General features: G+C 73.6%; 25 protein-coding genes. 16 read left to right on the top strand and 9 right to left on the bottom strand.

Annotation, left to right across the window (positions count from 1 at the left end; genetic code table 11):
* Nucleotides 1-60: 60 nt before the first annotated feature.
* From ACIBW6_RS24000 to ACIBW6_RS23990, 3 genes are all read left to right on the top strand, one after another.
* Nucleotides 61-861, top strand: a complete 801-nt coding sequence (locus tag ACIBW6_RS24000; RefSeq protein WP_399062828.1) for a VOC family protein — start codon at nt 61-63, stop codon at nt 859-861.
* Nucleotides 862-922: 61 nt separating this feature from the next.
* Nucleotides 923-1,954, top strand: a complete 1,032-nt coding sequence (locus tag ACIBW6_RS23995; protein ID WP_399062827.1) for a helix-turn-helix transcriptional regulator — start codon at nt 923-925, stop codon at nt 1,952-1,954.
* 123 nt (nt 1,955-2,077) lie between these two features.
* Nucleotides 2,078-2,593 carry a DUF4240 domain-containing protein gene (locus tag ACIBW6_RS23990; protein ID WP_399063105.1) on the top strand — a complete coding sequence of 172 codons (516 nt, stop codon included), beginning with the start codon at nt 2,078-2,080 and terminating at the stop codon, nt 2,591-2,593.
* Nucleotides 2,594-2,868: 275 nt separating this feature from the next.
* Here the strand turns inward: ACIBW6_RS23990 and ACIBW6_RS23985 are convergent, their stop codons facing one another.
* Nucleotides 2,869-3,756, bottom strand: a complete 888-nt coding sequence (locus tag ACIBW6_RS23985; protein WP_399062825.1) for a TIGR01777 family oxidoreductase — start codon at nt 3,754-3,756, stop codon at nt 2,869-2,871.
* 38 nt (nt 3,757-3,794) lie between these two features.
* On the opposite strand from ACIBW6_RS23985, the gene ACIBW6_RS23980 reads away from it, so the two are divergent.
* The 3 genes from ACIBW6_RS23980 to ACIBW6_RS23970 all read left to right on the top strand — a co-directional run bounded on the left by ACIBW6_RS23980 (nt 3,795) and on the right by ACIBW6_RS23970 (nt 6,865).
* The gene (locus tag ACIBW6_RS23980; protein WP_399063103.1) at nt 3,795-4,322 is read left to right on the top strand and encodes a GNAT family N-acetyltransferase; all 528 of its coding nucleotides are present in this window, start codon (nt 3,795-3,797) and stop codon (nt 4,320-4,322) included.
* A gap of 78 nt (nt 4,323-4,400) precedes the next feature.
* Nucleotides 4,401-5,534, top strand: coding sequence for a PP2C family protein-serine/threonine phosphatase (locus tag ACIBW6_RS23975; protein WP_399062823.1), 1,134 nt, complete (start codon nt 4,401-4,403; stop codon nt 5,532-5,534).
* Nucleotides 5,531-6,865 carry a hypothetical protein gene (locus ACIBW6_RS23970; RefSeq protein ID WP_399062821.1) on the top strand — a complete coding sequence of 445 codons (1,335 nt, stop codon included), beginning with the start codon at nt 5,531-5,533 and terminating at the stop codon, nt 6,863-6,865. Before ACIBW6_RS23975 ends, ACIBW6_RS23970 begins: the two co-directional genes overlap by 4 nt.
* 466 nt (nt 6,866-7,331) lie before the next feature.
* Here the strand turns inward: ACIBW6_RS23970 and ACIBW6_RS23965 are convergent, their stop codons facing one another.
* Nucleotides 7,332-8,099 (bottom strand): peptidoglycan recognition protein, encoded by a 768-nt coding sequence (locus ACIBW6_RS23965; protein ID WP_399063101.1) that lies wholly within the window; start codon nt 8,097-8,099, stop codon nt 7,332-7,334.
* Nucleotides 8,100-8,215: 116 nt separating this feature from the next.
* Here ACIBW6_RS23965 and ACIBW6_RS23960 point away from each other — a divergent pair, with 116 nt between their 5' ends.
* The gene (locus ACIBW6_RS23960; protein WP_399063099.1) at nt 8,216-9,406 is read left to right on the top strand and encodes a MarP family serine protease; all 1,191 of its coding nucleotides are present in this window, start codon (nt 8,216-8,218) and stop codon (nt 9,404-9,406) included.
* 251 nt (nt 9,407-9,657) lie between these two features.
* The gene (locus ACIBW6_RS23955; protein ID WP_399062819.1) at nt 9,658-11,001 is read left to right on the top strand and encodes an FAD-dependent oxidoreductase; all 1,344 of its coding nucleotides are present in this window, start codon (nt 9,658-9,660) and stop codon (nt 10,999-11,001) included.
* A 472-nt stretch (nt 11,002-11,473) separates the two neighbouring features.
* On the opposite strand, the gene ACIBW6_RS23950 is transcribed toward ACIBW6_RS23955, so the two are convergent.
* The gene (locus ACIBW6_RS23950) at nt 11,474-12,910 is read right to left on the bottom strand and encodes a regulator (RefSeq protein ID WP_399062817.1); all 1,437 of its coding nucleotides are present in this window, start codon (nt 12,908-12,910) and stop codon (nt 11,474-11,476) included.
* Between the two features lie 267 nt (nt 12,911-13,177).
* On the opposite strand from ACIBW6_RS23950, the gene ACIBW6_RS23945 reads away from it, so the two are divergent.
* The 5 genes from ACIBW6_RS23945 to ACIBW6_RS23925 all read left to right on the top strand — a co-directional run bounded on the left by ACIBW6_RS23945 (nt 13,178) and on the right by ACIBW6_RS23925 (nt 16,776).
* Nucleotides 13,178-13,519, top strand: coding sequence for a 5-carboxymethyl-2-hydroxymuconate Delta-isomerase (locus ACIBW6_RS23945; protein WP_399062815.1), 342 nt, complete (start codon nt 13,178-13,180; stop codon nt 13,517-13,519).
* Nucleotides 13,520-13,593: 74 nt separating this feature from the next.
* The gene (gene lipB / locus ACIBW6_RS23940; RefSeq protein ID WP_399062813.1) at nt 13,594-14,391 is read left to right on the top strand and encodes a lipoyl(octanoyl) transferase LipB; all 798 of its coding nucleotides are present in this window, start codon (nt 13,594-13,596) and stop codon (nt 14,389-14,391) included.
* A 133-nt stretch (nt 14,392-14,524) separates the two neighbouring features.
* Nucleotides 14,525-15,490, top strand: a complete 966-nt coding sequence (gene lipA, locus ACIBW6_RS23935) for a lipoyl synthase (protein WP_399062811.1) — start codon at nt 14,525-14,527, stop codon at nt 15,488-15,490.
* Nucleotides 15,491-15,819: 329 nt separating this feature from the next.
* Entirely contained in the window at nt 15,820-16,017 is a 198-nt protein-coding gene (locus ACIBW6_RS23930) for a hypothetical protein (RefSeq protein WP_399062809.1), read from the top strand.
* A 60-nt stretch (nt 16,018-16,077) separates the two neighbouring features.
* On the top strand, nt 16,078-16,776 hold the full coding sequence (locus tag ACIBW6_RS23925; protein WP_399062808.1) for a DUF4191 domain-containing protein: 699 nt from the start codon (nt 16,078-16,080) through the stop codon (nt 16,774-16,776).
* 294 nt (nt 16,777-17,070) lie between these two features.
* Here the strand turns inward: ACIBW6_RS23925 and ACIBW6_RS23920 are convergent, their stop codons facing one another.
* Complete coding sequence (locus tag ACIBW6_RS23920; protein WP_399062806.1) at nt 17,071-17,541, bottom strand: RDD family protein; 471 nt, start codon at nt 17,539-17,541, stop codon at nt 17,071-17,073.
* A 189-nt stretch (nt 17,542-17,730) separates the two neighbouring features.
* Here ACIBW6_RS23920 and glnA point away from each other — a divergent pair, with 189 nt between their 5' ends.
* Nucleotides 17,731-19,140, top strand: coding sequence for a type I glutamate--ammonia ligase (glnA, locus tag ACIBW6_RS23915; protein ID WP_399062804.1), 1,410 nt, complete (start codon nt 17,731-17,733; stop codon nt 19,138-19,140).
* Nucleotides 19,141-19,358: 218 nt separating this feature from the next.
* Here glnA and ACIBW6_RS23910 read toward each other — a convergent pair whose 3' ends face one another.
* From ACIBW6_RS23910 to ACIBW6_RS23890, 5 genes are all read right to left on the bottom strand, one after another.
* Nucleotides 19,359-20,246, bottom strand: a complete 888-nt coding sequence (locus ACIBW6_RS23910; protein ID WP_399062802.1) for a CPCC family cysteine-rich protein — start codon at nt 20,244-20,246, stop codon at nt 19,359-19,361.
* 207 nt (nt 20,247-20,453) lie between these two features.
* Nucleotides 20,454-21,176 (bottom strand): ANTAR domain-containing protein, encoded by a 723-nt coding sequence (locus ACIBW6_RS23905; protein ID WP_399062800.1) that lies wholly within the window; start codon nt 21,174-21,176, stop codon nt 20,454-20,456.
* A 198-nt stretch (nt 21,177-21,374) separates the two neighbouring features.
* Nucleotides 21,375-21,740 (bottom strand): hypothetical protein, encoded by a 366-nt coding sequence (locus ACIBW6_RS23900; RefSeq protein ID WP_399062798.1) that lies wholly within the window; start codon nt 21,738-21,740, stop codon nt 21,375-21,377.
* Between the two features lie 128 nt (nt 21,741-21,868).
* Nucleotides 21,869-22,348, bottom strand: coding sequence for a hypothetical protein (locus ACIBW6_RS23895; RefSeq protein ID WP_399062796.1), 480 nt, complete (start codon nt 22,346-22,348; stop codon nt 21,869-21,871).
* A gap of 182 nt (nt 22,349-22,530) precedes the next feature.
* Nucleotides 22,531-22,809: a hypothetical protein gene (locus ACIBW6_RS23890; RefSeq protein WP_399062794.1), complete on the bottom strand. Its 279-nt coding sequence runs from the start codon at nt 22,807-22,809 to the stop codon at nt 22,531-22,533.
* A gap of 135 nt (nt 22,810-22,944) precedes the next feature.
* Between ACIBW6_RS23890 and ACIBW6_RS23885 the strand changes: the two genes are divergently transcribed.
* Both ACIBW6_RS23885 and glnII read left to right on the top strand, forming a co-directional pair.
* Nucleotides 22,945-23,307 (top strand): arsenate reductase family protein, encoded by a 363-nt coding sequence (locus ACIBW6_RS23885; protein WP_399062792.1) that lies wholly within the window; start codon nt 22,945-22,947, stop codon nt 23,305-23,307.
* A 128-nt stretch (nt 23,308-23,435) separates the two neighbouring features.
* Complete coding sequence (gene glnII / locus ACIBW6_RS23880; RefSeq protein WP_399062791.1) at nt 23,436-24,476, top strand: glutamine synthetase; 1,041 nt, start codon at nt 23,436-23,438, stop codon at nt 24,474-24,476.
* Nucleotides 24,477-24,655: the final 179 nt, after the last annotated feature.

Below are 24,655 nucleotides of genomic sequence, written 5' to 3'. Positions count from 1 at the left end.
CCGGGGCGGGGCACGCGTGCGTGAATGGACGGGTCGCCGAGGGGGGCGCCCGTGGAAGGCATGCGCGTGCAGATTTCCAAGACCCCCTCCGCGCCCTGCTGGGCCGATCTGTCCACTCCGGACACGGACGCGGCCCGCGCCTTCTACGAGGCGCTGTTCGGCTGGCGGTCCCGGCCGGCCGGGGGCCAGGCGGCCGACGGGTACCGCATGTTCGCCCTCGACGCGCAGGACGGGCACCTGGTCGCCGGGGTCGGTCCGGTCTCCGATCCGCGGGAGCCGGCCCGCTGGCTGCCGTACTTCCAGTCCAGCGGCGCCGAGGCGGTCGCCGCGCGGGTACGGGGCAACCGCGGGCGGGTCGTCGCGGGTCCTGTCCCGGCGCTCGGGCAGGGCAGGCTGGCGGTCTGCCAGGACCCGGCGGGTGCCGGGTTCGGGCTGTGGGAGCCGCTGGCGCACGCCGGTTTCGAGGCGGTGAACGTGCCGAGCAGCTTCTGCTGGTTCGAGCTGCTCACCCGGGACCCGGCGGGCGCGGTCGACTTCTACCAAGCGGTGCTGGGCTGGGGCACGCGGCGGCGGCCCGCCGGGGACGCCGGGCCCGGCGCGTACACCCAGTGGACGGTCGCCGGGGACGCGTTCGGCGGGTTGGTCGACGTGGCGGCCCAGGAGTTCCCGCCGGAGGTGCCCGCGCCGCACTGGAACCTCTACGTCGCCGTGGACGCCCCGGACGCGACCGCCGCGCGCTGCGCGGAGCTGGGCGGCCGGGTCCTGCTCGCGCCGAGGCAGGTGGCGACGGGCCGCTTCGCGATCCTCGCGGACCCGCAGGGCGCGGTGTTCTCGGTCATGCACGGCACGCCCGGCGACTGAGGCGTGTCCGGCGGACCAGGCCCCACGGGGCGCTGTCAGTGGTGCCGTCCATGATGGCGGCATGCGTGCTGCCCGTCTGATCAAAATGGTGCTGCTGCTCCAGTCCCGGCCGTCGATGACCGCGGCCGAGCTCGCGCGCGAGCTGGAGGTGAGCGAGCGGACGGTGACGCGGGACGCGCAGGCGCTGTCGGAGGCGGGCGTGCCGGTCTACGCGGACCGCGGCCGGGCGGGCGGCTACCGGCTGATCGGCGGCTACCGGACGCGGCTGACCGGGCTCGCCCGCGGCGAGGCGGAGGCGCTGTTCCTCTCCGGGGTGCCGGGCGCGCTGCGCGATATGGGGCTGGACGACGCGGCGTCGGCAGCCCGGCTCAAGGTGTCGGCGGCGCTGCTGCCGTCGCTGCGGGACGCCTCGCGGACGGCGGCACAGCGCTTCCACCTGGACGCGCCGGGCTGGTTCCAGGAGCCGCAGACACCGGAACTGCTGCCGGTGGTCGCGGAGGCGGTCTGGGACGACCGCGTGCTGCGGGCCGCCTACCGCCGGGGCCTCCAGGAGGCGCCGGTGGAGCGGGTGCTGGAGCCGTACGGGCTCGTGCTGAAGGCGGGTGTCTGGTATCTGGCGGCGGCCGTGCGCGGCGGAACGGCGGATGTGGCCGCAGGTCCCGCCGCCTATGCCGCGGGTGACGGCCGTGCGGCGGGGCCGCGGGTGTACCGCGTGGACCGGTTCGCCGCGGTGGAGCCGGGGGACGAGCGGTTCGTCCGGGACGAGCGGTTCGACCTGCCCGCGTTCTGGGACGAGCGGGCGGCGCAGTTCGCCCGGGCGATCCTGCGGGCCGAGGTGGTCGTCCGGCTGACGGCGGCCGGTCTGCGGCAGCTGCCGCACGTCACCGACCCGGTGGCCGCGCGGGAGGCGGTGGCGGCGGCGGGTCCCCCTGAGGCGGACGGCATGGTGACGGTGAGGCTGCCGGTGGAGTCGGAGGACGTCGCGTACTCCCAGCTCATGGCGGTCGGGGCGGAGGCGGAGGTGGTGGCTCCGGTCGCGCTGCGGGAGCGGTTCGCGCGGGCGGCCCGGCGGATGCGGGAGCGGTACGGATGAGCGCCGGACCCACCTGCTCCGGCCACGCGTGGCGTGCCCAGGGCATGTGCACGCATAACGAAGTGGCGCACGTCCGGCGCTCAGCGTGCGCCCCCTGGGTCCAGGGCCGATGCTTGTCCCGTGATGGACGAGACCGAGTTCTGGGAGATCGTGGACAGCACCCGCGAGGCCGCCGAGGGCGACCCCGACGACCACGCCGAGCTGCTCGTCGACAGACTGCTGCGCGCCGACCCGGACGCGGTGCTCGACTTCGCCCGGCACTTCGAGGCCCGCTACAACCGCAGCTACCGCTGGGATCTGTGGGGTGCCGCCTGGGTGCTGCTCGGCGGGGCGAGTGACGACGCGTTCGACTACTTCCGGTGCTGGCTGATCGGCCAGGGCCGGGAGGTGTTCGAGGGGGCGCTGCACGATCCGGACTCGCTGGCGGAGTCGCTGCGCGACTTCGACGAGGAGGTGGACGGGGACGGGGAGGAGCTGGGGTATGCGGCGGACGAGGCGTACGAGGAGCTGACCGGGGCGGTCGCGCCGGACCTGGGGATTCCGCCGGCGCCCGCGGAGCCTTTGGGTACGCCGATCGACTTCGAGAACGCGGAGGCCGTGGCCCGGCTGTATCCCCGTCTTACGGAACGCTTCGGCTAGGCGCGGGGCGCTGGGGGCGCCGGGGCGGGGCATCTGGGTCGTTGGCGAGTGCCGGGCCGGTGGGGCGGGGCCCCGGAGACCGTGGGCGGGTGCCGGCCCGGTGGGGGCTGGTCGCGCAGTTCCCCGCGCCCCTGAGGCATGCGGCTTCGCCGCAGCCCCAGAGACGGCGCACGAAGTGCGCCTCGAAGGGGCGCGGGGAACTGCGCGGCCCGCCCCCACCGGCCCGGGCACGGCGAACCGCGCACGCCATCCCGCCCCGCCCCCGGAGGGATCCGTCAAGCTGCCCTGATGGCTTGGTCCAGGTCGGGGAAGGCGAACTCGAAGCCCGATTCGAGGAGCCGAGTGGGGACCGCCCGGGTGGAGCCCAGAACGTCCCCCGCCATCTCCCCCAGCACCAAGCGGAGCGCCCCCGCCGGGGCGGGAAAGAGCGCCGGACGCCGCAGCACCCGCCCCATCGCCGCCGTGACCTCCCGGTTGGTCGCGGGATGCGGCGCCGTCAGATTGACCGGCCCGGACAGCTCCTCGGTGTCGAGGAGGTGGCGCAGCGCCGCCACCTGGTCGTGCAGCGCGATGTAGGCCCAGTACTGGCGGCCGTCGCCCAGCCGCCCCCCGAGCCCCACCTTGAAGAGCGGGAACAGCTTCGCCCAGGCCCCGCCCGCGCGGGAGACGACGAGCCCGGTGCGGGCCAGGACCGTACGGATGCCGGCCTGGTGGGCGGGGGCGGTGGCCGCTTCCCACTCCACGCACACGGACGGCAGGAACCCCTCGCCCGCGGGGGCCGACTCGTCGACCGGGCGGCTGCCGGTGGAGCCGTAGTAGCCGACGGCGCTGCCGTTGAGGAAGACGCGGGGCGGGGTGGGCAGCCCGGCGAGCGCCTCGGCGAGGGTGGTGGTGCCGAGGACCCGGCTGTCGCGGATCTCCCGCTTGTAGGCGTCGGTCCACCGGTGGTCGCCGACCCCGGCGCCCGCGAGGTTGACGACGGCCTCGCAGCCGGCGAGCCCGCCGGTGTCGACCTCCCCCTTCCTGGGGTCCCAGCGGACCTCGTCCGCGGCGCGCGGAGCCCGGCGCACGAGCCGGCGCACCTCGTGTCCGTCGGTGGTCAGGGAACGGACGAGCGCGGATCCGATGAGTCCGGAGGCGCCCGCCACCGCGATACGAGTCATGACCCCATCCTGCCGGTCGTACAGTGACGCGCATGTCGCTGCCACCGCCCCGGATACGTTTCGCCGCGCCGGACGACGACGAGGTGCTGGGCCGCCTCGACCGGGACACCTGGTCGTACCTGCACGCGGTCGTGCCGCCGCAGCAGCCGCCGCACCCGCCGTTCTTCAGCGACCGGTTCGGGCCGCGGGACCACCTGGTCGCCGAGCTGGCCGGCCGGCTCGTGGGGTACATCCGGTTCGCCCTCCCCACCCCGCTGCCCACGAACGCGCACGTCAGACAGGTGCAGGGGCTCGCCGTCGCCACCGAGGCGCGCGGCCGGGGCGTGGGCCGGCTGCTGGTGCGGGCCGCGGTCGACGAGGCCCGGCGGCAGGGCGCGCGGCGGCTCACCCTGCGGGTGCTGGGACACAACGCCCCGGCCCGGGCGCTGTACGAGGCCGAGGGCTTCGTCGTCGAGGGCGTGCTCCCGGAGGAGTTCCTGCTCGACGGCGCGTATGTGGACGACGTCCTGATGGGGCGCTCGCTCCTCGACGGCGCCCGGCGGAATGCGGCGGCCCGCGACTCATAGCAGGGTTGACCCGTACGCCCGTACGCCCAGCCCGTACGCCCGCCCGTAGGCCCGAAGCTGCGAAGGGAGCCCGCCGGCATGACCTGGCCCGTGGGACGCCGCCGCGACGGGGAGGAGCGCGCCTGGCTGCGCGGGGCGCCGCCACCGCGCTGGGTGCGCTGGCTGCCCGTCGTGCTGCTCGTCGGGCTCGGCGCGCTCCAGGCCTCCACCGAGCAGCGCCTGGAGCTGGGTTTCCTGCTCGCCGCCATCCCGCCGCTGGCCGCGCTCTCGTACGGGCCCGCGGCCACGGCGCTGCTGGGCGGCCTCGTCGTCCTGGTGCTGGCCCTGCCGTCGACGGGGTTCGACCGCCCGGGCAACAGCGACGTGCTCACGGTGATGTTCGTGTCCGCCCTCAGCGTGCTGATCGCGTGGGTGCGCAGCCGCCGCGACGAGCAGCTGGTCACCGTGCGCACGGTCGCGGAGGCCGCCCAGTTCGCGGTGTTGCCGCCGCTGCCCGAGCGGGTGGGGACGGTGCGCTGCGCGGGCCTGTACCGGGCCGCGGAGCGCGGGACGCTGGTCGGCGGCGACTTCTTCGACGTACGGCGCGGGCCGCGCGGGGTCCGGGCGATCGTCGGGGACGTGCAGGGCCACGGTCTGTCGGCGGTGGGCACGGTGGCGGGGCTGCTCGGCGCGTTCCGGGAGGCGGTGCTCGACCAGCCGGACCTGCAAGGGGTCGCGGCCCGCCTCGACCGGCGGCTCGTGGTGGACTCCGCGCAGGAGGAGCACCCGGAGCTGTTCGCGACGGCGGTGCTGCTGGAGTTCCCGGACGACTCCCGGGCGGTCCGGATCGTCAGCTGCGGCCATCCGCATCCGTTGCTGCTGCGCGACGGGCGGGTCACCGAGCTGCCGGTGCCGTCGGGGACCCCGCTGGGCGTCGGGATCGGCGGGCTCGCGCCGCTGGAGGCGCTGACGGTGGAGCTGCGCGCCGGGGACCGGCTGCTCGCGCTGACCGACGGGGTGACGGAGGCGCGGGACTCGGCGGGCCGCTTCTACCCGCTGACGGCCCGGCTGCCGGGGTTCGCCACCGAGGATCCGGCGGCGCTGACGGACGCGCTGTGGCGGGACGTGCTGCGGTTCGCGGGGACCGTCCGGGACGATCTGACGCTGCTGGTGTTCGCTCCGGACGCCCCGGATGTGCCGGGCCCGGGGCGGGATGTGAACGTAGGGCCATGAAAAACCTGGGACTCCCGCACCGCCCGGGGCGCCGCCGATCCGCGACCGCCGTCTCCGCCCTGCTGCTGCCGCTGACCCTGTCCTGCGTGGCGGGCTGCTCCGACGACGGCGCCGGCACGCCGCCGCCCGCGGCCACTCCGGCGGCGACCGCCAGCGGCGCGCGGTGCGTGACCGACGCGCTGCCCGCCGGCGAGGACGCGGACGCGGGGCCCGCGGCGACGGGCGTGTACACGCGCGAGCACGGCGCGACGCAGGCGCGGCAGAGCACGCCGTACAAGGCGCGGAAGAAGGACGTGTCGGCGATCCTCGTGTCGGGTTCCGGGGAGCTGTCGACGCGCGACTCGAAGGTCCGCAAGAAGGGCGCCACCTCGTCGGTGGAGGCGTCGGGCGACCACGGTCTGAACGCGGCGGCGCTGGCCCGCGACGGCGGCCGGCTCACCATGTCCGGTGGCAAGTTCTTCGCCACGGGCAAGGGCGCGACGGCCGTCTTCGCCACCGGGAAGGACGCGCGGGCGACGCTCAGCGCGACCGGCCTGCGCACCCGGGCCGCCGCCGCGCGGGGCGTGACGGCGGCGCACGGGGGCCGGGTGGACCTGACGTACGTGCAGGTCATCACCGAGGGTGCGCAGGCGCCGCCGGTCGCGGCCGGGCCCGGCGGGACGGTGACGGTGTCGGGCGGCACGATGACGTCGGCCGGGTGCGGTTCGCCCGGGGTGCAGACGGCCGGGGACGTGTCGGTCAAGGGCACGCTGTTCGACCTGGCGAACGCGGAGGCGTTCACCGTCGAGTCCGGCGGTGCGCTCTCCCTGAAGGAGGTGCGCGCGACCGCGGCGGCGGGCGGCGTGCTGCTGCGCGGCACGGACACCACGTCGTTCGCCATGACGGGCGGGTCGATGCAGGTGGCGGAGGGCGACCTCTTCTCGGTCCGGCAGACCGACGCGGAGATCACACTGGCCGGCCACGCCGAGCTCAAGTCGAAGGGCGGGGCGCTGCTGCGGGTCCGCGACGCGGGGAGCGTACGGTTCGCCGCGGACGACGAGCGTCTCAAGGGCGACGTCCTCGTCTCCGACGGCTCGGCGGCACTGGACCTGACCGGGACGACGCGGCTCGACGGGGCGGTCTCGGGGGCGGCGGTGAAGCTCGGCGCCGGCACGCGGTGGTCGGTGGCCGGGGACTCCACGGTCGCGGGTCTTGAGCTGGGCTCCGGGGCGAGCGTCGCCCGGACCATCGACGGGAACGGCCACACGGTGACGTACGACCGCGGCGCGAGCCCGGGGCTCGGCGGGAAGACGTACCGGCTGTCGGGGGGCGGGACGCTGCGGCCCGCGTAAGGCATCGGGAGAGCGCGGGGCCACGGCCGGCCCGGGTCCGGGTCTGTCCGGGCTCCAGGGCCGAGCTCGGCCGGAGAGCCGGACCCGGCCGGAGGACCGGACCCGGCCGCAGGGGCGAACTCGGCCGCAGGGGCGGACTCGGTCGCAGAGCCGGACCCGGCCGCAGGGGCGGACTCGGCTGAAAACCCAGACCCGGCCGCAGGAGCGGACCGGCCGGAGGGGCGGGCTCGGCCGCAGAGCCGGACCCGGCCGGAGGACCGGACCCGGCCGCAGGGGCGGACTCGGCTGAAAACCCAGACCCGACCGCAGGAGCGGACCCGACCGCAGGGGCGGACCCGGCCGCAGGGGCGGACCCGGCCGCAGAGCCGGACCCGGCCGCAGGACCCTACCGGCCGGAGGGGCGGGCTCGGCCGGAGGACCGGACTCGGCCGGAGGGGCGAACCCGGCCGCAGAGCCGGACCCGGCTCTAGGGGTGGTCGCGGCCCTGGAGGTGGGCCGCCTTCTCCCGGATCGCGGGGAGCGCGGCCATGAGGGACTCGCCGGGGCAGTAGGTCTCGTAGCCGTCGCGGTGGCCGGAGATCGCGTGGAAGTCGGCGCTGGTGCCCTTCTTGAACCGGCTGAGGCTGTTGCTGGACGTCAGTCGCACGGTGGCGCGCGGGTCGGCGCCGGACAGGCCGAGTTTCCAGGCGGCGAGCGCGGCGATGGAATCGGCCATCGCCCGGGGCACCGGCACGTCCTCGGTGAAGGTGCCGATGGCGGCGATGCCGGCGGTGCGCTGGTTGAAGCCCTGGGTGTGCGCGCCGACGACGGGCCGGTCGACGCCGCCCGCCCGGCCCTCGTAGACGGTGCCGCAGCGGTCGACGAGGAAGTTGTAGCCGATGTCGTCCCACTCCTTGCTGCCGGCCTGGCCCGCGTAGATGAAGCGGATGATGCGCGGGGTGTCGGCGCAGTCGTAGCCGTTGGGCGAGTCGGTGTGGTGGAGGAAGACGGCGACGACACGGTCCGCGTACCGCACCGGGTCCCGGTCGTAGGGCTTGACGCCGGCCATCCACTCGGCGCGGCGCACGATGCGCGGCGGCGGGGCGGTGTGCGCGCCGGTGGTGGCCCGGACCGCGGTGGGCGCGGCGCCGGGGCCGGCCGCCGGGGGCCCGGAGCGGGTGAGGACGGCGGCCAGCACCACGACGCCGACCCCGAGGAGCAGGGTCCCGGGCAGCCCGCTCCACACCCTCCGCATGACACGCACGCCTCCCACTCTCCGGTGGAGCGGAGCTGTTCGGTCGGCCACATGTCCGCCAGGTGGCGGAACCAGGACGGGCCTCCCGGTCGTTTGTTACCGATATGGACCCGCGGATACCTCTGCTCGACATCGCGCTGATCGTGCTGGCGCTCGCCTACGCCGTCTCGGGGTACCGGCGCGGGCTGCTCACGGGCTGTGTCTCGCTGGCCGGGTTCGTCGGCGGCGCCGTCGTCGGCGTCTGGCTGCTGCCGTTCGTCATGGACGGCGTGACGAACGGGACGGCGACGGCGACGGCGGTCGCCGTGGTGACCGTGTTGCTGCCCGCGATCGCCGGGCAGGCGCTGGCCGGGCGGCTCGCGCTGCGGGTGCGCGGCGGGATGGACCGGGCGCCGGGGCCGCTGCGGGTCGCGGACGGCATCGGCGGCGCGGCCGCGGGCGCGGTGGCGGTGCTGGTGGTGGCGTGGGTGGCGGGCAGCGTCCTCGCGGCGTCGTCCTCGCCGGCCCTGAACCAGGCGATCCGGGGCTCGGCGGTGCTGGGCGCGGTGCACGACACGATGCCGTCGACGACCCCGTCGTGGTTCTCCCGGGCCACCGGCGCGCTCACCTCCGCGGGCTTCCCGCAGGTCTTCGACCCGTTCGCGAACGAGCCGTCGGCCGAGGTGGCGGAGCCCTCCGGGGACAACGTGACGGCGGCCGCGACCCGGGCCGCGCAGCGCGGCACGGTCAAGGTGGAGGGCTCGGCGGGCACGCAGGGCCGCGAGGGCAGCGGTTTCGTCTACGCGTCCGAGCACGTCATGACCAACGCGCACGTGGTGGCGGGCATCGACGACCCGTCGGTCCGGATCGGCGGTGTGGGCCGGGCGTACGAGGCGAAGGTGGTCCTGTTCGACCCGGACAAGGACGTGGCGGTGCTGTACGTGCCGGAGCTGCGGGCCCCGGTCCTGCCGTTCGACGACGGCGCCTCGCGGGGCGACGCGGCGGTCGTGGCGGGCTATCCGCAGAACGGCGGCCTCGACCTCCAGGCGGCCACGGTCGCCGACACCATCCGGGCGGGCGGCCAGGACATCTACGGCGGGGGGCGCGTCACCCGCGAGATCTACTCGATCCGCTCCACGGTGCTGCCGGGCAACTCGGGCGGCCCGCTGCTCACGACGGGCGGCCGGGTCTACGGCGTGGTCTTCGCCCGCTCCACGACGGACGCGGGTACGGGGTACGTCCTGACGGCACCCGAGGTGGCCCCGGACGCGCGGCGCGCGGCGAACGCGACGACGCCGGTGGACACGGGTCCGCTCATCTCCTCCTGAGGGGCGGGGCGGCAGGGGCGGGGCGCGCGGCAGGGGCGGGACCTCGGAGGCGGGGCGGGGCGCCGGAGGCGGGGCGCGCGACAGGGGCGCACTCCTGTGCGGCGCGTGCCTCCATGTCGCCCCGTCGCGCGGCTGTCCTCGGGTGCGGGTGGATTTAACGTCGAGCCCGACTCGGGTATCGCTCGGCTTTGTTCGGGGCATGACGCCTGCGGAACGAGCCGCCACCGGCCGCGCAACCCTGGGAGGGGCACGTGCTTGAGGCCGCGCACGCAGAAGCAGAGGTCGTCATCGTGGGGGGCGGGGTCGCGGGACTCGCCGCCGCCCGGTACCTGGCCAGGGCGGGGGTGAGGGTGCTGGTCCTGGAGGCCGCGGGCGGGATCGGGGGCCGGATGTCGACCGAGAAGGTCGACGGGTTCCGGCTCGACCGGCTCGGCCGGCTGCTCTCCACCGCCGACCCCGAACTGGGCCCGGCGTGCGCGCCGGACGACCTGGCGCTGCGCCTCTTCTCCCCCGGCGTGCTGGTGCACAGCGACGGCCACCGCTACCGGACCGGCGAACCGGCTCCGACCCGGCGCACAAGGGGCGCACTCGGCGCGGCGCGCGCCCTTGCGACCGCCCCCCGGGCGCCGCGCGGGGCCCGGCCGCCGCTCGGCGGCCCCCTGGACCACGCGCGGCTCGGGTCCGCGCTCGCCCGGCTGGCCGCCACCCCGCCCGCCCGGCTGCTCGCCCGCCCCGACCTGCCCGTCGGACGCGCCCTGGCCACCCGGGGCCTGCCCGCCAGGACCCTGCACGGTTTCGTCCGCCCGCTCCTGTCGGCCCTGCTCTGCGACCCGGAGCTGACGACGTCCAGCCGCTGCGCCGACCTCGCCCTGCACGCGTACGCGGCGGGCCGGCTCGCCGTGCCGGAGGGAGGCGCGGACGCGCTGCCCGAACTGCTCGCGGCCGCGCTGCCGCCCGGCACCGTGCACACCGGGGTCCGGGTCACCGCCGTCTCCGCGAACTCCGTGACCACCGCCGGGCACGGCCGCCTGTCCTGCCGCGCCGTGGTGCTCGCCACCGACGCCGTCGCCGCCGCCGAGCTGCTGCCCGGCCTGCACGTGCCCGCCTTCCACCCGGTGACCGTGGTGCACCACGCCGCGCCCGAACCGCCGCTGAGCGAACCGGCGCTGCTGCTCGACGCCGACCGGTCGGGGCCGGTCGCGCACACCGCCGTGGTCAGCCAGGTCGACCCGGGGCGCGCCCCGGCAGGCCGGGCGCTGGTCTCCTCGACCGTGCTCGGTCCCCCGCCCTCCGAACACGAGCTGCGGCGCCACCTGGCGGCCCTGTACGGCACGGGGACCACCGGCTGGGAGACCCTCGCGGTCCACCACGACCCGCACGCCGTGCCCGCGATGCCCGCCCCGCACGACCTGCGCCGCCCCGTCCGGCTCCTCGCCGGCCTGTACGTCTGCGGGGACCACCGGGCCACTAGCACCGTGCACGGCGCACTCCACTCGGCCCGCCGCGCGGCCCGGGCGGCCCTGACCGACCTCGGCCTGCCCCGGACTGCGACACCCGCCCGGACCCGGACCACACCGTCACCGAGGGCGGCCTGACCACCCGTACATCCACCCCGACGGACCGAGCCACCGGACTCCGCAACCTGAGCCAACGGCCCGGGCAACCCGCCCGATCCGACCGGGGCCGGAACCACCCGCCCGTCCGGCCCAGGGCGGCCCAGGCCGCCCGGCCGATACGACCGAGGCCGGAACCGACTGCCCGTCCGGCCCAGGCAGCCCGGGTGACCCAACCGCAGCCAAAACCACCCGCCCGCCCAGTCCAAGGCGACCCGGGCGACCCGCCCGACACAACCGCAGCCAGAACCAAGCGCCCGTCCAGTCCAAGGCGGCCCGGACCGCCCGGCCGATATGACCAGAGCCAAAACCGAGCGCCCGTCCGGTCCAAGGCGGCCCGAGCCGCCCGAGCCGCCCGAGCCGCCCGGGCCGCCCGGGCCGCCCGGGCGAGCCGACCGGAGCCGATACCCGGGCACGGCCCCGGGCCACCCGCCCCCGGGCCCGCGGCCCCCTGTCACCCCAGCGCCGCCACCCTCTCCCGGTACCCCCGGACCGCCCCCGCGTCGCGGTACGGCTCCAGGCGGCGCTCGAACTCCCGCACGTACTCGTGCGCCCGCACCGAGCGCATGTCGGCCGCCGCGGCCGCGGCCTCCGCGGCCAGTGCGCACGCCGAGTCCAGCTCGCCGAGGCCGAGCCGGGCCGAGGCCAGCACGACCCGGCAGAAGAGGCGGCTGCGCGCGAACCCGGGCGCGCGCAGCCGCAGCGACCGCTCCGCGTGCTGCGCGGCGGTCCGGTACAGCTGAAGATCCCGGTGGCAGTGCCCGAACTCGTCCGCGAGCTGCGCCTCGTCGAAGAACCGCACCCAGGGCGGCACCTCCTCCCCGCCGCGCGCCGCTTCGAGCGCCCGCTCGGCCCGCACCAGCGAGGACGTACAGGCACGCACCTCGCCGAGCACCCCGTGCCCGCGCGCCTCCACGGCGTGCAGCAGGGCCTGGAGCACGGCGGGCGCCGCGGACCCGACCCCCTGCTGCGCGACCCGCGCCAGCTGCACCGCCTCACGGCCGTGGCCGAGGTAGACGGCCTGCCGGCTCATGGTGATCAGGACGTACGCGCCGTACATCCGGTCCCCCGCGGCCTGCGACAGCCGCAGCGCCTGCACGAAGTACCGCTGGGCGAGGCCGTGCGCCGCGATGTCGTACGAGGTCCAGCCCGCGAGCCGGGTCAGATCGGCGACGGCCCCGAAGAGCCGCCGCCCGGCCTGCTCCCCGTACGTGCCGCGCAGCATGGGCTCGGCCTCGTGCTCCAGGTAGCGCACCAGCGCCTGGCGCGCGTGCCCGCCGCCGTAGGCGTGGTCGAGCGCGCGGAACAGTTCGCTGACGGAGCGCAGGGCCGCGATGTCGCCGCCGGTCACCCGGTGCCCGGGCCCGCGCTCGGTCTGGGTGCGCTGGCGGGGCACGACGGGCCGGCCCTGGACCGGGACCCGGGGCGCCGCCTCCCCGCGTACGACCCGGTCGTCGGCGTGGCCGATCAGCCAGTCGCGGCTGGGCACGACGAGCCCGGCCGGGGTGAAGGCGATCTTGCGCAGTTCGGCGTGGCTGCCGGAGTCCTTGCGCCACAGGCCGCTGACGATGTCGACGGCCTCCTCGGGCGACCCGGCGAACTCCAGGCCCGCGTAGACCGGCGCGCACGCGTCGAGCCCCAGGTCCTGCGCCGACAGGCGGCGGCCGAGGCGGCGGGTGAACACCTCGGCGATCAGCGCGGGCGTCGTCCCGCGCGGCTGCTGCCCGCGCAGCCATCTGGTCACCGAGGTCTTGTCGTAGCGCAGATCGAGACCGTGTTCGAGCCCGAGCTGGTCGACGCGGCGTGCGAGGCCCGCGTTGGAGAACCCTGCCTCCGCGATGAGCGCGGCGAGCTGGCGGTTCGGTGTGCGCTGCGGAGGTCGTTCCGTCATCAGCTGTGCGGTCTCCTGCCTTCCGGGCCGGGGTGCAGCCCTCATGGAACGGCGCGAATGTAGCGGCGATCCCCGCCACCGTTGGGGCGTTCGAGACGCCTTCATCCGATCGTGTGACGAACTCCGCGAGGAGTGGACGGAGCGGACCGCGGACGGGGTCGCGCGCACGGCGCGGGGCAGGAGGGGACGGGGCGGTCCGGAGGCCGCCTCCGCTCGGCCCTACGATGCTTGTGCGCTACACCCAGAAGTACCGGAAGGTTCTGACCCGTGCCTCATATCGTCATCGACTACTCCGACGGCCTCGCCGGCACGGTCGACCTGCCCGCCCTCGTGGCGGAGCTGCACCCCCTCGTCGTCGACCGGGTCCGCTCGGTCGGCGTCGGCAAGACGTTCGCCCGCCCCAGCACCACGTACGTGGACGGCGCCCCGGCCCCCTTCCTGCACGTGGAGGTCGGTCTGCTGGCCGGCCGCCCGCCGTCCGTGCGGACCGCGCTCGCCGAGGACGTCCTCGCCCTGCTGGACAAGCACACCTCCGCGGCGCCCGGCACCACCTGCTCCGTCGAGGTCAGGGAGCTCGACGCCTCCTACCGCCTCTTCCCCACCCACTGAGCCGCGCACCGGGCGCCGTACAGTTGTTCAGGGCGCGATATATGCACGGTGAAGCTTGTAGGGAGGCACGTGCCGTGAGTGAGTTCCGGTTCGTCCGCATGGGGTTCGGTGCGGACAGGGTCGAGTACCAGGTCGCCTGGGACGAGCAGCGCCGTGTGCACGCCGCCCGGTTCGCCGACGAGGTGCCCGACACCTGTCTGCTCCTGGAGCACCCGGCGGTCTACACCGCGGGGCGGCGCACCGCGCCCGAGGAGCGCCCGCTGGACGGCACCCCCGTCATCGACGTGGACCGCGGCGGCAAGATCACCTGGCACGGCCCGGGGCAGCTCGTCGGCTACCCGATCCAGAAGCTGCCGCGCCCGGTGGACGTGGTCGCGCACCTGCGCCGCCTGGAGGACGCGATGATCGCGCTCTGCGCGGAGTTCGGCGTGGCGACCTCCCGGGTCGAGGGCCGGGCCGGCGTCTGGGTCCTCGGCGACCCGGTGCCGGAGCGCCCGAAGCTCGGGGGCCTCACCCTCGACTTCGACCCGCGCGCCGCCGACCCGGAGTTCGACCCCCGGCTCAACGGCCCGGAGTACGCCCCGTCGAACGCGGGCCAGCGCCGCGAGGACCGCAAGATCTGCGCCATGGGCATCCGCGTCGCCAAGGGCGTCACGATGCACGGCTTCGCGCTCAACGTGAACCCGGACACCTCGAACTTCGACAAGATCATCCCCTGCGGCATCCGCGACGCGGGCGTCACCTCGCTCTCGTACGAGCTGGGCCGCGAGGTCACGATCGAGGAGGTGCTGCCGGTCGCCGAGAGGCACCTGCGGGCCGTTCTCGCCGGCGCGGAGCTGCGCCCGCGGGCCGTGGAGACGGCACCGGCGTAGCCGCCCCGCGCGAGCGGCGGGGAATGCACCCCGAAGGCGGCCTTGTTGTCAAGGTCGGCCATCCGTGAGGGCCATGAACATCACGGGCGTACCCTGAGGTACGCCGAGGAATCAAAGCTTTAGGGAGCCGGTCGTGTCCGCAGTCGCACCCGACGGACGCAAGATGCTGCGCCTGGAGGTCCGTAACAGCCAGACCCCCATCGAGCGCAAGCCCGAGTGGATCAAGACCCGGGCGAAAATGGGCCCCGAATACACCAAGATGCAGAACCTCGTGAAGTCCGAGGGCCTGCACACGGTCTGCCAGGAAGCGGGCTGTCCCAACATCTACGAGTGCTGGGAGGACCGCGAGGCCACGTTCCTCATCGGCGGCGACCAGTGCACGCGGCGCTGCGACTTCTGCCAGATCGACACCGGCAAGCCCGAGGCCCTCGACCGCGACGAGCCGCGCCGCGTCGGCGAGTCCGTCGTCACGATGGACCTGAACTACGCCACGATCACCGGTGTCGCCCGCGACGACTTGGAGGACGGCGGCGCCTGGCTGTACGCGGAGACGGTCCGCCAGATCCACGCGCAGACCGCGGACCGCGCCGAGGGCCGCACCAAGGTGGAGCTGCTGGCCCCCGACTTCAACGCGGTCCCCGAGCAGCTGGCCGAGGTCTTCTCCTCCCGCCCCGAGGTCTTCGCGCACAACGTCGAGACGGTGCCGCGCATCTTCAAGCGCATCCGCCCCGGCTTCCGCTACGACCGCTCGCTGAAGGTCATCACCGACGCCCGCGAGTACGGCCTGGTCACCAAGTCCAACCTGATCCTGGGCATGGGCGAGGAGCGCGCCGAGGTCAGCGAGGCGCTGCGCCAGCTGCACGACGCGGGCTGCGAGCTGATCACCATCACGCAGTACCTGCGCCCCTCCGTGCGCCACCACCCGGTGGAGCGCTGGGTCAAGCCGCACGAGTTCGTGGAGCTGAAGGAGGAGGCCGAGCAGATCGGTTTCTCCGGAGTCATGTCGGGCCCGCTGGTCCGCTCCTCGTACCGCGCGGGGCGGCTGTTCCAGATGGCCGTGGAGAAGCGCGGCGCGTACGTGGCGTCGCAGGCGGTCTGAGCTCCGCGCTCGATCACCGGGCCGGGCCGCCGCGCCCGGCTCCGGCGCCTGACCTCCGCACCTCGCCGGGCTCCGGCCCGGTGAGGCGCGTGTGAATTCACGCACAAGCTACTATCCCTCGGTATCGGCCGAGAAGACGCGGTCCCGACCGTCCCCGCAGATGAGGGCGGACTCCGGGGCCGCGCCGGTGTTCCACCGCCGAGAGCCAAGGCTTCACGGGCGTTTGACCAGTCGGTCATGCCCTGGTAACACCAGTCAGTGACGCTGTACTCACAGCTCGTACACCCTTCATCCAGGCCGTGATCCGATCCCGAGGGGGGACCCCACCCATGCAGGCCGCGCCCGTACGCGCCACCGCCGTCCCGACCTTCACGACCGCCCTGCGCGCCGTGGAGTCGCTGCTGATGAGCGGCGGCCAGCGCACCGCACGCCGCAACGCCTGGACCTCCGTCCTGGAGGACCGTCGCCGCGCCAAGGACCGGGTCGAGGCGCAGCGCGTCCTCGAAGCGGTCAGCTCCCGCGGCTGATCCGCCCGCGGGGCCGGTGCTGCTGTTCAACGGCGGCCCCCGGCCACGTAGACTTCACGTATGGCGAGGAAGGAACCTGCAGCGGACGCTGCAAACACGGGGCGGCTCAAGCAGATCGCTCTGACCTACAAGATGACCCGCAAGGCCGATTCGAAGATCGGTCTTGTACTCGCGGCTGTGGGAATCGTCACCTTCGGTGTCTTCCTCGCGATCGGCTTCTTGATCGGTCACCCCATCTATCTCGGAATTCTCGGCTTCCTGCTCGCCTTCCTCGCGATGGCGATCATCTTCGGGCGCCGTGCCGAGCGGGCGGCCTTCGGGCAGATGGAGGGCCAGCCCGGCGCGGCGGCCGCCGTGCTCGACAACATCGGGCGCGGGTGGACGACGACCCCCGCCGTCGCGATGAACCGCAGCCAGGACGTGGTGCACCGCGCGGTCGGCAAGGCCGGCATCGTGCTGGTCGCCGAGGGCAACCCGAACCGGGTCAAGTCCCTGCTGGCCGCCGAGAAGCGGAAGATGGCCCGCATCGTCGCGGACGTGCCGGTCCACGACCTGCTCGTGGGCAACGGCGAGGGCCAGGTCCCGCTGAAGAAGCTCCGCACCACCATGCTGAAGCTGCCCCGCGTCCTGCCCGGCCCCCAGGTCACCGCGACCAACGACCGGCTGCGGGCGATGGGCGACCTGATGGCGAACATGCCGCTGCCGAAGGGGCCGATGCCGAAGGGTATGCGTATGCCCCGCGGCGGCAAGATGAGGTGACGTCCGCGTCACCGCGCTGAGCTGTGGAAAGGCGCCCCGGGCTTGTGCCCGGGGCGCCTTTCGTATGCGCCTGCGCCTCTGCCTCGCCCAGTCGTCTGCGGTGTGCCGACGCGTCGGCGGTTACGGGTCACGTCGTGGCCTCTCGCGCAGTTCCCCGCGCCCCTGGAGCATGTGACTCCGCCACAGCCCCATGGAGAGCGCGCACGCAGTGCGCCTCTCAGGGGCGCGCGGGGAACTGCGCGAGAAGCCCCACCGGCCGGACAGCCGTACGACCTGCTCGGACTACCGACCCGCTCAGATACGGACCTCGACGGACCGGGCCAGCCGGTCATGCAGCCCGCGCCCGTCCCGGTCCCAGATCAACGCGGGGATGGCCAGACACAAGAGCACGGTCCGCACGATCGCCCGGCCGAACCCCAGCCGCCGCCCGCCCGCCTCGGAGACGACCCGCAGCCCGAACAGCCGCTTGCCCGGCGTGCAGCCGATCGTCCCGACGGTCAGCACCCCGAGCGCCAGGAAGACGAGCAGCGCCCAGTTCCCCGTGGAGGGGGTGTAGCCCTGCGTCACCAGCCCGTATGCGATCAGCATGCACAGCGCCCAGTCGACGACGAGGGCCCCGAAGCGCCGGCCGGGACGAGCGACGGAACCGGGGCCCTGCTCGGGCAGACCGAGCTGCTCCCCGCGGTATCCGAACTCCGCGCCCGACTGTTCCAAGGCCTCGCGGGGCCCCGACAGCCACGATCCCATTGCTTCCCTGTTGTCCACGCGTCCACGGTACTGCGCCCGGCGCGGTGACAGGCCCGGCCCCCCTGGTCCGGTTAACTTCGGCGAAACAAATGGGTCATGCTTGAGAAACCACGTCTGCCTATGGTCAGGTCCAGCGTGTGCCACCGCACTGGCCGCACGACCGAGCTGCAAACCCCGCCCCTCCCGGGTGGGAGTAGGAGGAGTTGGATGTTCCAGAACGCCGATGACGCCAAGAAGTTCATCGCGGACGAGGACGTCAAGTTCGTAGACGTCCGCTTCTGCGACCTGCCGGGTGTGATGCAGCACTTCACGGTGCCGGCTTCGGCGTTCGACCCGGCCGAGGAGCTGGCCTTCGACGGCTCCTCGATCCGCGGGTTCCAGGCCATCCACGAGTCCGACATGGCGCTCCGCGCCGACCTGACCACCGCGCGCGTCGACCCCTTCCGCCGCGACAAGACGGTCAACATCAACTTCTTCATCCACGACCCGATCACGGGCGAGCAGTACTCCCGCGACCCGCGGAACGTGGCGAAGAAGGCCGAGGCGTACCTCGCCTCCACCGGCATCGCCGACACCGCGTACTTCGGCCCCGAGGCCGAGTTCTACGTCTTCGACTCGGTGCGCTTCGAGACCTCCGCCAACCGCTCGCTCTACGAGATCGACTCCGAGGCGGGCGCCTGGAACACCGGCGCGGTCGAGAACAACCGCGGCTACAAGGTCCGTTACAAGGGCGGCTACTTCCCGGCCCCGCCGGTCGACCACTTCGCCGACCTGCGCGCCGAGATCTCCCTCGAACTGGACAAGAACGGCCTCCAGGTCGAGCGCCAGCACCACGAGGTCGGCACGGCCGGCCAGGCGGAGATCAACTACAAGTTCAACACGCTGCTCGCCGCGGCCGACGACCTGATGCTCTTCAAGTACATCGTGAAGAACGTCGCCTGGCGCAACGGCAAGACCGCGACCTTCATGCCGAAGCCGATCTTCGGTGACAACGGCTCGGGCATGCACGTCCACCAGTCCCTGTGGGCCGGCGGCGACCCGCTCTTCTACGACGAGCAGGGCTACGCGGGCCTCTCGGACATGGCGCGCTACTACATCGGCGGCATCCTCAAGCACGCCCCGTCCCTCCTGGCCTTCACCAACCCGACGGTGAACTCGTACCACCGCCTGGTCCCGGGCTTCGAGGCCCCGGTCAACATGGTGTACTCGCAGCGCAACCGCTCCGCGGCCATGCGTATCCCGATCACGGGCTCGAACCCGAAGGCCAAGCGCGTCGAGTTCCGCGCGCCGGACCCGTCCTCCAACCCGTACCTCGCGTTCTCCGCGCTGCTGATGGCGGGCCTGGACGGCGTGAAGAACAAGATCGAGCCGGCCGAGCCGATCGACAAGGACCTCTACGAGCTGGCTCCCGAGGAGCACGCCAACGTCCAGCAGGTCCCGACCTCGCTCCCCGCGGTCCTCGACGCGCTCGAGGCGGACAACGAGTACCTCCAGGCCGGCGGCGTCTTCACGTCCGACCTGATCGAGACGTGGATCGACTACAAGCGCACGAATGAGATCGCCCCGATCCAGCTGCGCCCGCACCCGCACGAGTTCGAGCTTTACTTCGACATCTAGAGATCAGGTCCGGGCGGCCTGGGAGGTTCCGGGGAACATGCGTTGACCTGCGAAGACACTGCTCGGCAGTGCTCGCTGTTGCCGCTTGGTTTCCGCCCTCTTGTGCACCGCGTGTACACCGCTCGGCCGATTCCCTGATGCGACGTCATTAGCAGTGAGGGCCGCTACCCCGAAATCTCGGGTGGCGGCCCTCACTGCTGCTTGTGGCCGATCGGCGACTAGGCGCCGTGCGCGTTGTCTTCGGTCGCAGTCGTCCTGACGTCGGCCGCCCGCGCGATGTCGGCAGCAAGTCCGCGCATCTCCGCTCGTAGCCCGTCGTCGTCCCGTTCGACCGGCGCTGTCCCGTGCCAGGTGTCCAGGGGTTGGAGGATCAGGCCGATCTCTTGCGGACTTCCGCAGGCCCACCAGAGCCCCCACAGGAGTTCAGCGCCTTTCTCCGCAGGGAGAGTGCCGGCCACCATGTGCCGAGCGATGTCCCCGGCCTGGATCCACGCCGTCCCGGTGGTGTCCACCGGCTCAACGCCCAACCCGGACAGCATGCTCCGGACGAGCGGCTCGCCTTCCGAGCGCAAGAGTGTGGTGGACTCGATGGCCAGCTCGACCACGCCCGGATGGTCGATCCCCGCGACGAGCAGGTCGCACGCCAGGCGGACCGCAGCACCGCAGTCCAATGACCCGGCGGTCAACTCGGCGTTGAGCCGCACGATCCGATCGCGAAGATCCGGTGGGACGCCGGACAGGGCCTCGGGCTGCTGCGCGGTGTCACTCGGCCATGGAGCGGGATCTACCTCGTGCAGATCCTCGAAGGAGTCCCGGGCAGGGTCGATCGGGCGCCACGACGGATCGCGCGGCTCGTCGGCCCGCGCCGGCCGCGCGTGCCGTCGACCCCGCTCTTCGCACGCCCTGTAGGCCGCATAATTCCGCTGCGCCTCGATGAGCGACGGCCGGTTCGCCCCGCCCCCCATATTCGGATAGCGCAGCTGCACCCCGTCGTCCTCCCAGAAGCACACCGGGCAGATCTCATACGACCCGGGCCAACCCCGCCCGGCGTCGAACACCAAGTGCCCGCAGCAGGGGCAGGCGCCGAGGCGCGGGAGACCGTCCATGGCCGGAGTATCCCCTCATGGGTACACGCTCAGCCAGCGAGTTTGATCCCGACCGCTGAATCCGAACATCTGGCGATAGTACGGAGTTGGGCAGGGGCCCTGCCCTCGACGGAACGGGCCGCCCTGTACCGCGCGGCCCCCGTACGCCCCCAGGGCAGCGGGCCGGCCCCGCGTGATCGGGCCTGCCGACCCCCGGGTGATCGGGCCCTACCACTCCACCGGCACATCCTCCCCCGCGATGACGTCCCGGGAGACGTCCGCGACCTTGCGTTGGTGGGAGCGGGCGTAGCGGCGTAGGCCGGCGAAGGCTGCTTCCAGGGTGAGGCCGTGTTGGGCCGCCAGGATGCCCTTGGCCTGTTCCACCACGACCCGGCTGCTGAGCGCGTGCTCCAGTTGCGTCGCCAGGGCGCGGCTCTCGGCCACTTCGCGCTGGAGCGCGAGCGTGTGCGCCGCCGCGTCCGCGAAGGAGCGGGCCAGCGCCAGGGCCTTGTCGTCGAGGTTGCTGCCCGGCGCGCCGAAGAGGACGAGCGCGCCGCCCGGGCCTTCCTTCGCCGGCAGCGGCAGCCCGGTGATCCGGCCGTGGCCGAGGGTCGCGACCCGGGCCGTCCAGCGCGGCCAGCGCGCACGCATGGGGGCCGTGGTCACGTCGACGTCGATCAGTGCGCGGCCCGTCGTGCGGACGTCGTAGCCCGGGCCCTCCCGCCACCGCGCGGCGTCCGCCGCCAGGGAGCGCAGCGCTGCGTCGGTGCCTTCCGTGCGGCCGGCCTCCCGGCCGGGGGCGTAGTGCACGGTGGCGCCCGGCGCGTCGAACAGCCGGTGGCCCCCTTCCACCAGCTCGGTGAGCAAGGTCTGCGTGTCGAGCGGGTCCCGCGCCGCCGTCCCCGCCAATCGGGCGAAGACAGCTGCGAGTTCCTGCTCCTGCAACGTCACCGTGACAGACCTTTCAGCCGAATTTGAGTTGTCCGTGGACGATATCCCGGGGCACGTCCGCGGTGGAGCGTCCATCGGAGAACGCGTGGGGATCGAAGCGATTCCGTGCCAGGCGTGGCAACGCCTTTCGGCGCCGGTGGCAGGCCGGTCGACCGTGTCCGGCGACCCCAGCCCCCCGCCCCGTACGCACCCGCCCCTTCACGCCGTACTCGCGCCCCGGGTCTTCGTCATCAGGAGGACCGCGCCGCCGGGGTGGACGTCGAACGGGCTGCACAGGACCGCGCAGCCGATGCGGTGGCCGTGCCGGTCGACGGCGTCCAGCGTCACCGGGGCGCCACAGCGGCCCGTCGTCACGCACTCCTCGACGACGGTCCGCAGGTGCCGCGTCGGCAGTCCGAACTCCAGCGTGAAGAAGGGGTGGTTGAGGGTTTCGTCCGGGCGCAGGCCCCACAGGTCGTACGCCCCGTCGTTCCAGCTCCTGATCGTGAGGTGCCGGTCCAGGACGACGACCGCCGCCGTCGGCGTCGGTACCACGAGGGTGCGGATGCGACGGTCCTCGGTCATGATGTCCGGTTCCTCTTCGTGGAACTGGAGCGAGGCGCCGCACGGCAGCCTCAACTCCGCCTCAGAGGTTCGGAGTTCCCCGATCGGGCGCGACGATTCGTGCCGCGGGGCAGGCCCGTGCGGGAGATTCAGTGGCGTAGCGCGCGCACGATGTCCGCGGTGATGTCGCCGTCCAGGGAGCGGTGGCTGCGGGCGTCGGCTTTCTTGGAGGCGCCGCCGTCGACGTCGTTCACGTTCAGGGCGACCGTGTCGAGGCGGTTGCCGCCGCTGTCCTTGAACGCGACCAGGACGAGGTACGACTTGCTGTCCGGGGCGTCGTTCGTGACGGTGACCGGCACGGTGGCCCGGCCGTCGTCCTTGGTCACGTCGCCGAGGCGGACGTCGCTCTTGGCGTCGGTGCCCGCCTTGAACTCCTCGACCTTCTTCTGTGCCTCGGCCGTCGCCGACGCCAGTACGCCCGCCGCCTTGGACGCGGCGTCGGACGGACCGCCGTCACCGTCCGAGCAGCCGGCCGCGCCGACGGCCAGGGCCGTCACGAACAGGACCGCCGCGGCGCCCCGCACGCCTCGTGCGCCCAGTGCGTCCCGTACGCCTCGTACGTCCGCCATCCCGCACCGCCTCCGCTCGACCGCCCTCATGACCGCTCCAGTCAACGCGGGCTCCGCGCGGGTCCGCATGCCACGGACGGCAAACAGGTGATCCCGGCGGCCCGGGCCACCACCAGGTGCGCCCGCGCGGACGCGGCGCGGGGCCGGGCCCGGGGACGCGCCCCGGACCCGGCCCCTGATGGTCATCGGCAGTAGCGCATCAGCGCCCGCACCATGTGACACGTCGTGTCCGACGGCGGGTGGATGCCGATGAGCTCGGCGGTGGCGCGGATCCTCTTGTTGTGGGCCTGGTTCGGCAGATAGACGCCCGAGTCGAGCAGGGCTATCGCCAGGCGCATGGCCTTGAGGCGACGGTTGTGGGTGATGTACCAGTCACGAGGCCGTCCCGCGGGCAGCGGCCTCTTGGCGAGTGGCGCGTACGGCAGATCGAACAGCGTCGATGCGGCAGCCGGCACAGGCATCCTCCTGTCGCGAACTCGAAAGCCCCCGTCAGCTCTCGAACACTGCTTCTATTCTACTGCGGGCCACTGACAAAAGCCGCTGGCCAGAGGGGATTTGAGGCCGTCCCGGGAGGTGTCTCGCGTACCGTGGGCACCATGGAGATCTGGATCAACCCGGCCTGTTCGAAGTGCCGCGGCGCGCTCACCCTGCTGGACGCGGAGGGCGCCGACTACACCGTGCGCCGCTACCTGGAGGACGTGCCCTCCCCCGACGAGATCCGCGCCCTCCTGAACCGGCTCGGTCTGGAGCCGTGGGACATCACCCGGACCCAGGAGGCGGCCGCGAAGGAGCTCGGGCTCGCGTCGTGGGAGCGGGACGCCGGGACCCGCGAGCGGTGGGTCGAGGCGCTCGCCGCGCACCCGAAGCTGATCCAGCGTCCGATCATCACGGCGGACGACGGCACGGCCGTGGTCGGGCGCAGCGAGGAAGCGGTACGGGACGCGCTGGGCCGCGGCTGAGGACCCCGGCCCACCCAGGACTGCGGCCCGGCGCGGTAACACGCGGTTCACACCCGGGCAACGGCCGGGAAATCGCCCGTTGACAGGCTGCGGGGCAGAAAGACACCCGTATCTTGAGGATGTGGCCCGTGACGTTCAAGGCTGAGTACATCTGGATCGACGGCACCGAGCCGACGGCCAAGCTCCGTTCGAAGACGAAGATCATCGCGGGCTCGCCCGAGGGCCTCGCGTCGCTGCCGGTCTGGGGCTTCGACGGATCGTCGACGAACCAGGCCGAGGGCCACGCCTCGGACCGCGTGCTCCAGCCGGTCGCGGTCTACCCGGACCCGATCCGCGGCGGTGAGCACGTGCTCGTCATGTGCGAGGTCCTGAACATCGACATGACGCCGCACGCGTCCAACACGCGGGCCGCGCTCGTCGAGGTCGCCGCCCGGTTCGGCGCGCAGGAGCCGGTCTTCGGCATCGAGCAGGAGTACACCTTCTTCGAGGGCGACCGCCCGCTCGGCTTCCCCGTGGGCGGCTTCCCGGCGGCGCAGGGCGGCTACTACTGCGGTGTCGGCACGGACGAGATCCACGGCCGTGACGTCGTCGAGGCGCACCTGGACAACTGCCTCGCGGCGGGCCTCGGCATCTCCGGCATCAACGCCGAGGTCATGCCGGGCCAGTGGGAGTTCCAGGTCGGCCCGCTCGCCCCGCTGGAGGTCTCCGACCAGCTGTGGGTGGCGCGCTGGCTGCTGTACCGCACCGCCGAGGACTTCAAGGTCTCCGCGACCCTCGACCCGAAGCCGGTCAAGGGCGACTGGAACGGCGCGGGCGCGCACACCAACTTCTCGACGAAGGCCATGCGCGAGGGAGCGGAGGGCTACGCCGCCGTCATCACGGCCGCCGAGTCGCTCGGCGAGGGCTCCAAGCCGATGGATCACGTCAAGAACTACGGCGCCGGCATCGACGACCGGCTGACCGGCCTGCACGAGACCGCGCCGTGGAACGAGTACTCGTACGGCGTCTCGGACCGCGGCGCCTCGGTCCGCATCCCCTGGCAGGTCGAGAAGGACGGCAAGGGCTACATCGAGGACCGCCGTCCGAACGCCAACGTCGACCCGTACGTCGTCACGCGGCTCCTCGTCGACACCTGCTGCTCCGCCCTGGAGAAGGCCGGCCAGGTCTGATTTCGGCCATGGCACGGCCGTGGGCGCCCGCCCGGTGTGCGGGCGCCCTCTGCTTCGCGTGCCGCATCTGCTTCAATAAGGGCATGGACAGCTTCCAGAACACCACCGCGCGGGGTCGTCGTCACGACCTCGAGCCGTTCTGGCCGTCCCGTCAGCACCATGATTTCGACCGGGTGTGT

The organism is Streptomyces sp. NPDC049813 (assembly GCF_044465085.1).
Lineage (GTDB): Bacteria > Actinomycetota > Actinomycetes > Streptomycetales > Streptomycetaceae > Streptomyces.
Note: the sequence above shows the minus strand (reverse complement) of the source record. Positions and strands in the feature narration are given on the sequence as shown.

Excerpts from the sequence above, each read along its gene's own strand:
- glnA (WP_399062804.1), top strand. The coding sequence starts at position 17,731 with ATGTTCCAGAACGCCGATGACGCCAAGAAGTTCATCGCGGACGAGGAC.
- ACIBW6_RS23890 (WP_399062794.1), bottom strand. The coding sequence starts at position 22,809 with ATGCCTGTGCCGGCTGCCGCATCGACGCTGTTCGATCTGCCGTACGCG.
- ACIBW6_RS23995 (WP_399062827.1), top strand. The coding sequence starts at position 923 with ATGCGTGCTGCCCGTCTGATCAAAATGGTGCTGCTGCTCCAGTCCCGG.
- ACIBW6_RS23990 (WP_399063105.1), top strand. The coding sequence starts at position 2,078 with ATGGACGAGACCGAGTTCTGGGAGATCGTGGACAGCACCCGCGAGGCC.
- ACIBW6_RS23970 (WP_399062821.1), top strand. The coding sequence starts at position 5,531 with ATGAAAAACCTGGGACTCCCGCACCGCCCGGGGCGCCGCCGATCCGCG.
- ACIBW6_RS23975 (WP_399062823.1), top strand. The coding sequence starts at position 4,401 with ATGACCTGGCCCGTGGGACGCCGCCGCGACGGGGAGGAGCGCGCCTGG.
- ACIBW6_RS23985 (WP_399062825.1), bottom strand. The coding sequence starts at position 3,756 with ATGACTCGTATCGCGGTGGCGGGCGCCTCCGGACTCATCGGATCCGCG.
- ACIBW6_RS23885 (WP_399062792.1), top strand. The coding sequence starts at position 22,945 with ATGGAGATCTGGATCAACCCGGCCTGTTCGAAGTGCCGCGGCGCGCTC.
- ACIBW6_RS23950 (WP_399062817.1), bottom strand. The coding sequence starts at position 12,910 with ATGACGGAACGACCTCCGCAGCGCACACCGAACCGCCAGCTCGCCGCG.
- ACIBW6_RS23895 (WP_399062796.1), bottom strand. The coding sequence starts at position 22,348 with ATGGCGGACGTACGAGGCGTACGGGACGCACTGGGCGCACGAGGCGTG.
- ACIBW6_RS23900 (WP_399062798.1), bottom strand. The coding sequence starts at position 21,740 with ATGACCGAGGACCGTCGCATCCGCACCCTCGTGGTACCGACGCCGACG.
- ACIBW6_RS24000 (WP_399062828.1), top strand. The coding sequence starts at position 61 with ATGCGCGTGCAGATTTCCAAGACCCCCTCCGCGCCCTGCTGGGCCGAT.
- ACIBW6_RS23965 (WP_399063101.1), bottom strand. The coding sequence starts at position 8,099 with ATGCGGAGGGTGTGGAGCGGGCTGCCCGGGACCCTGCTCCTCGGGGTC.
- ACIBW6_RS23930 (WP_399062809.1), top strand. The coding sequence starts at position 15,820 with ATGCAGGCCGCGCCCGTACGCGCCACCGCCGTCCCGACCTTCACGACC.
- ACIBW6_RS23925 (WP_399062808.1), top strand. The coding sequence starts at position 16,078 with ATGGCGAGGAAGGAACCTGCAGCGGACGCTGCAAACACGGGGCGGCTC.
- ACIBW6_RS23910 (WP_399062802.1), bottom strand. The coding sequence starts at position 20,246 with ATGGACGGTCTCCCGCGCCTCGGCGCCTGCCCCTGCTGCGGGCACTTG.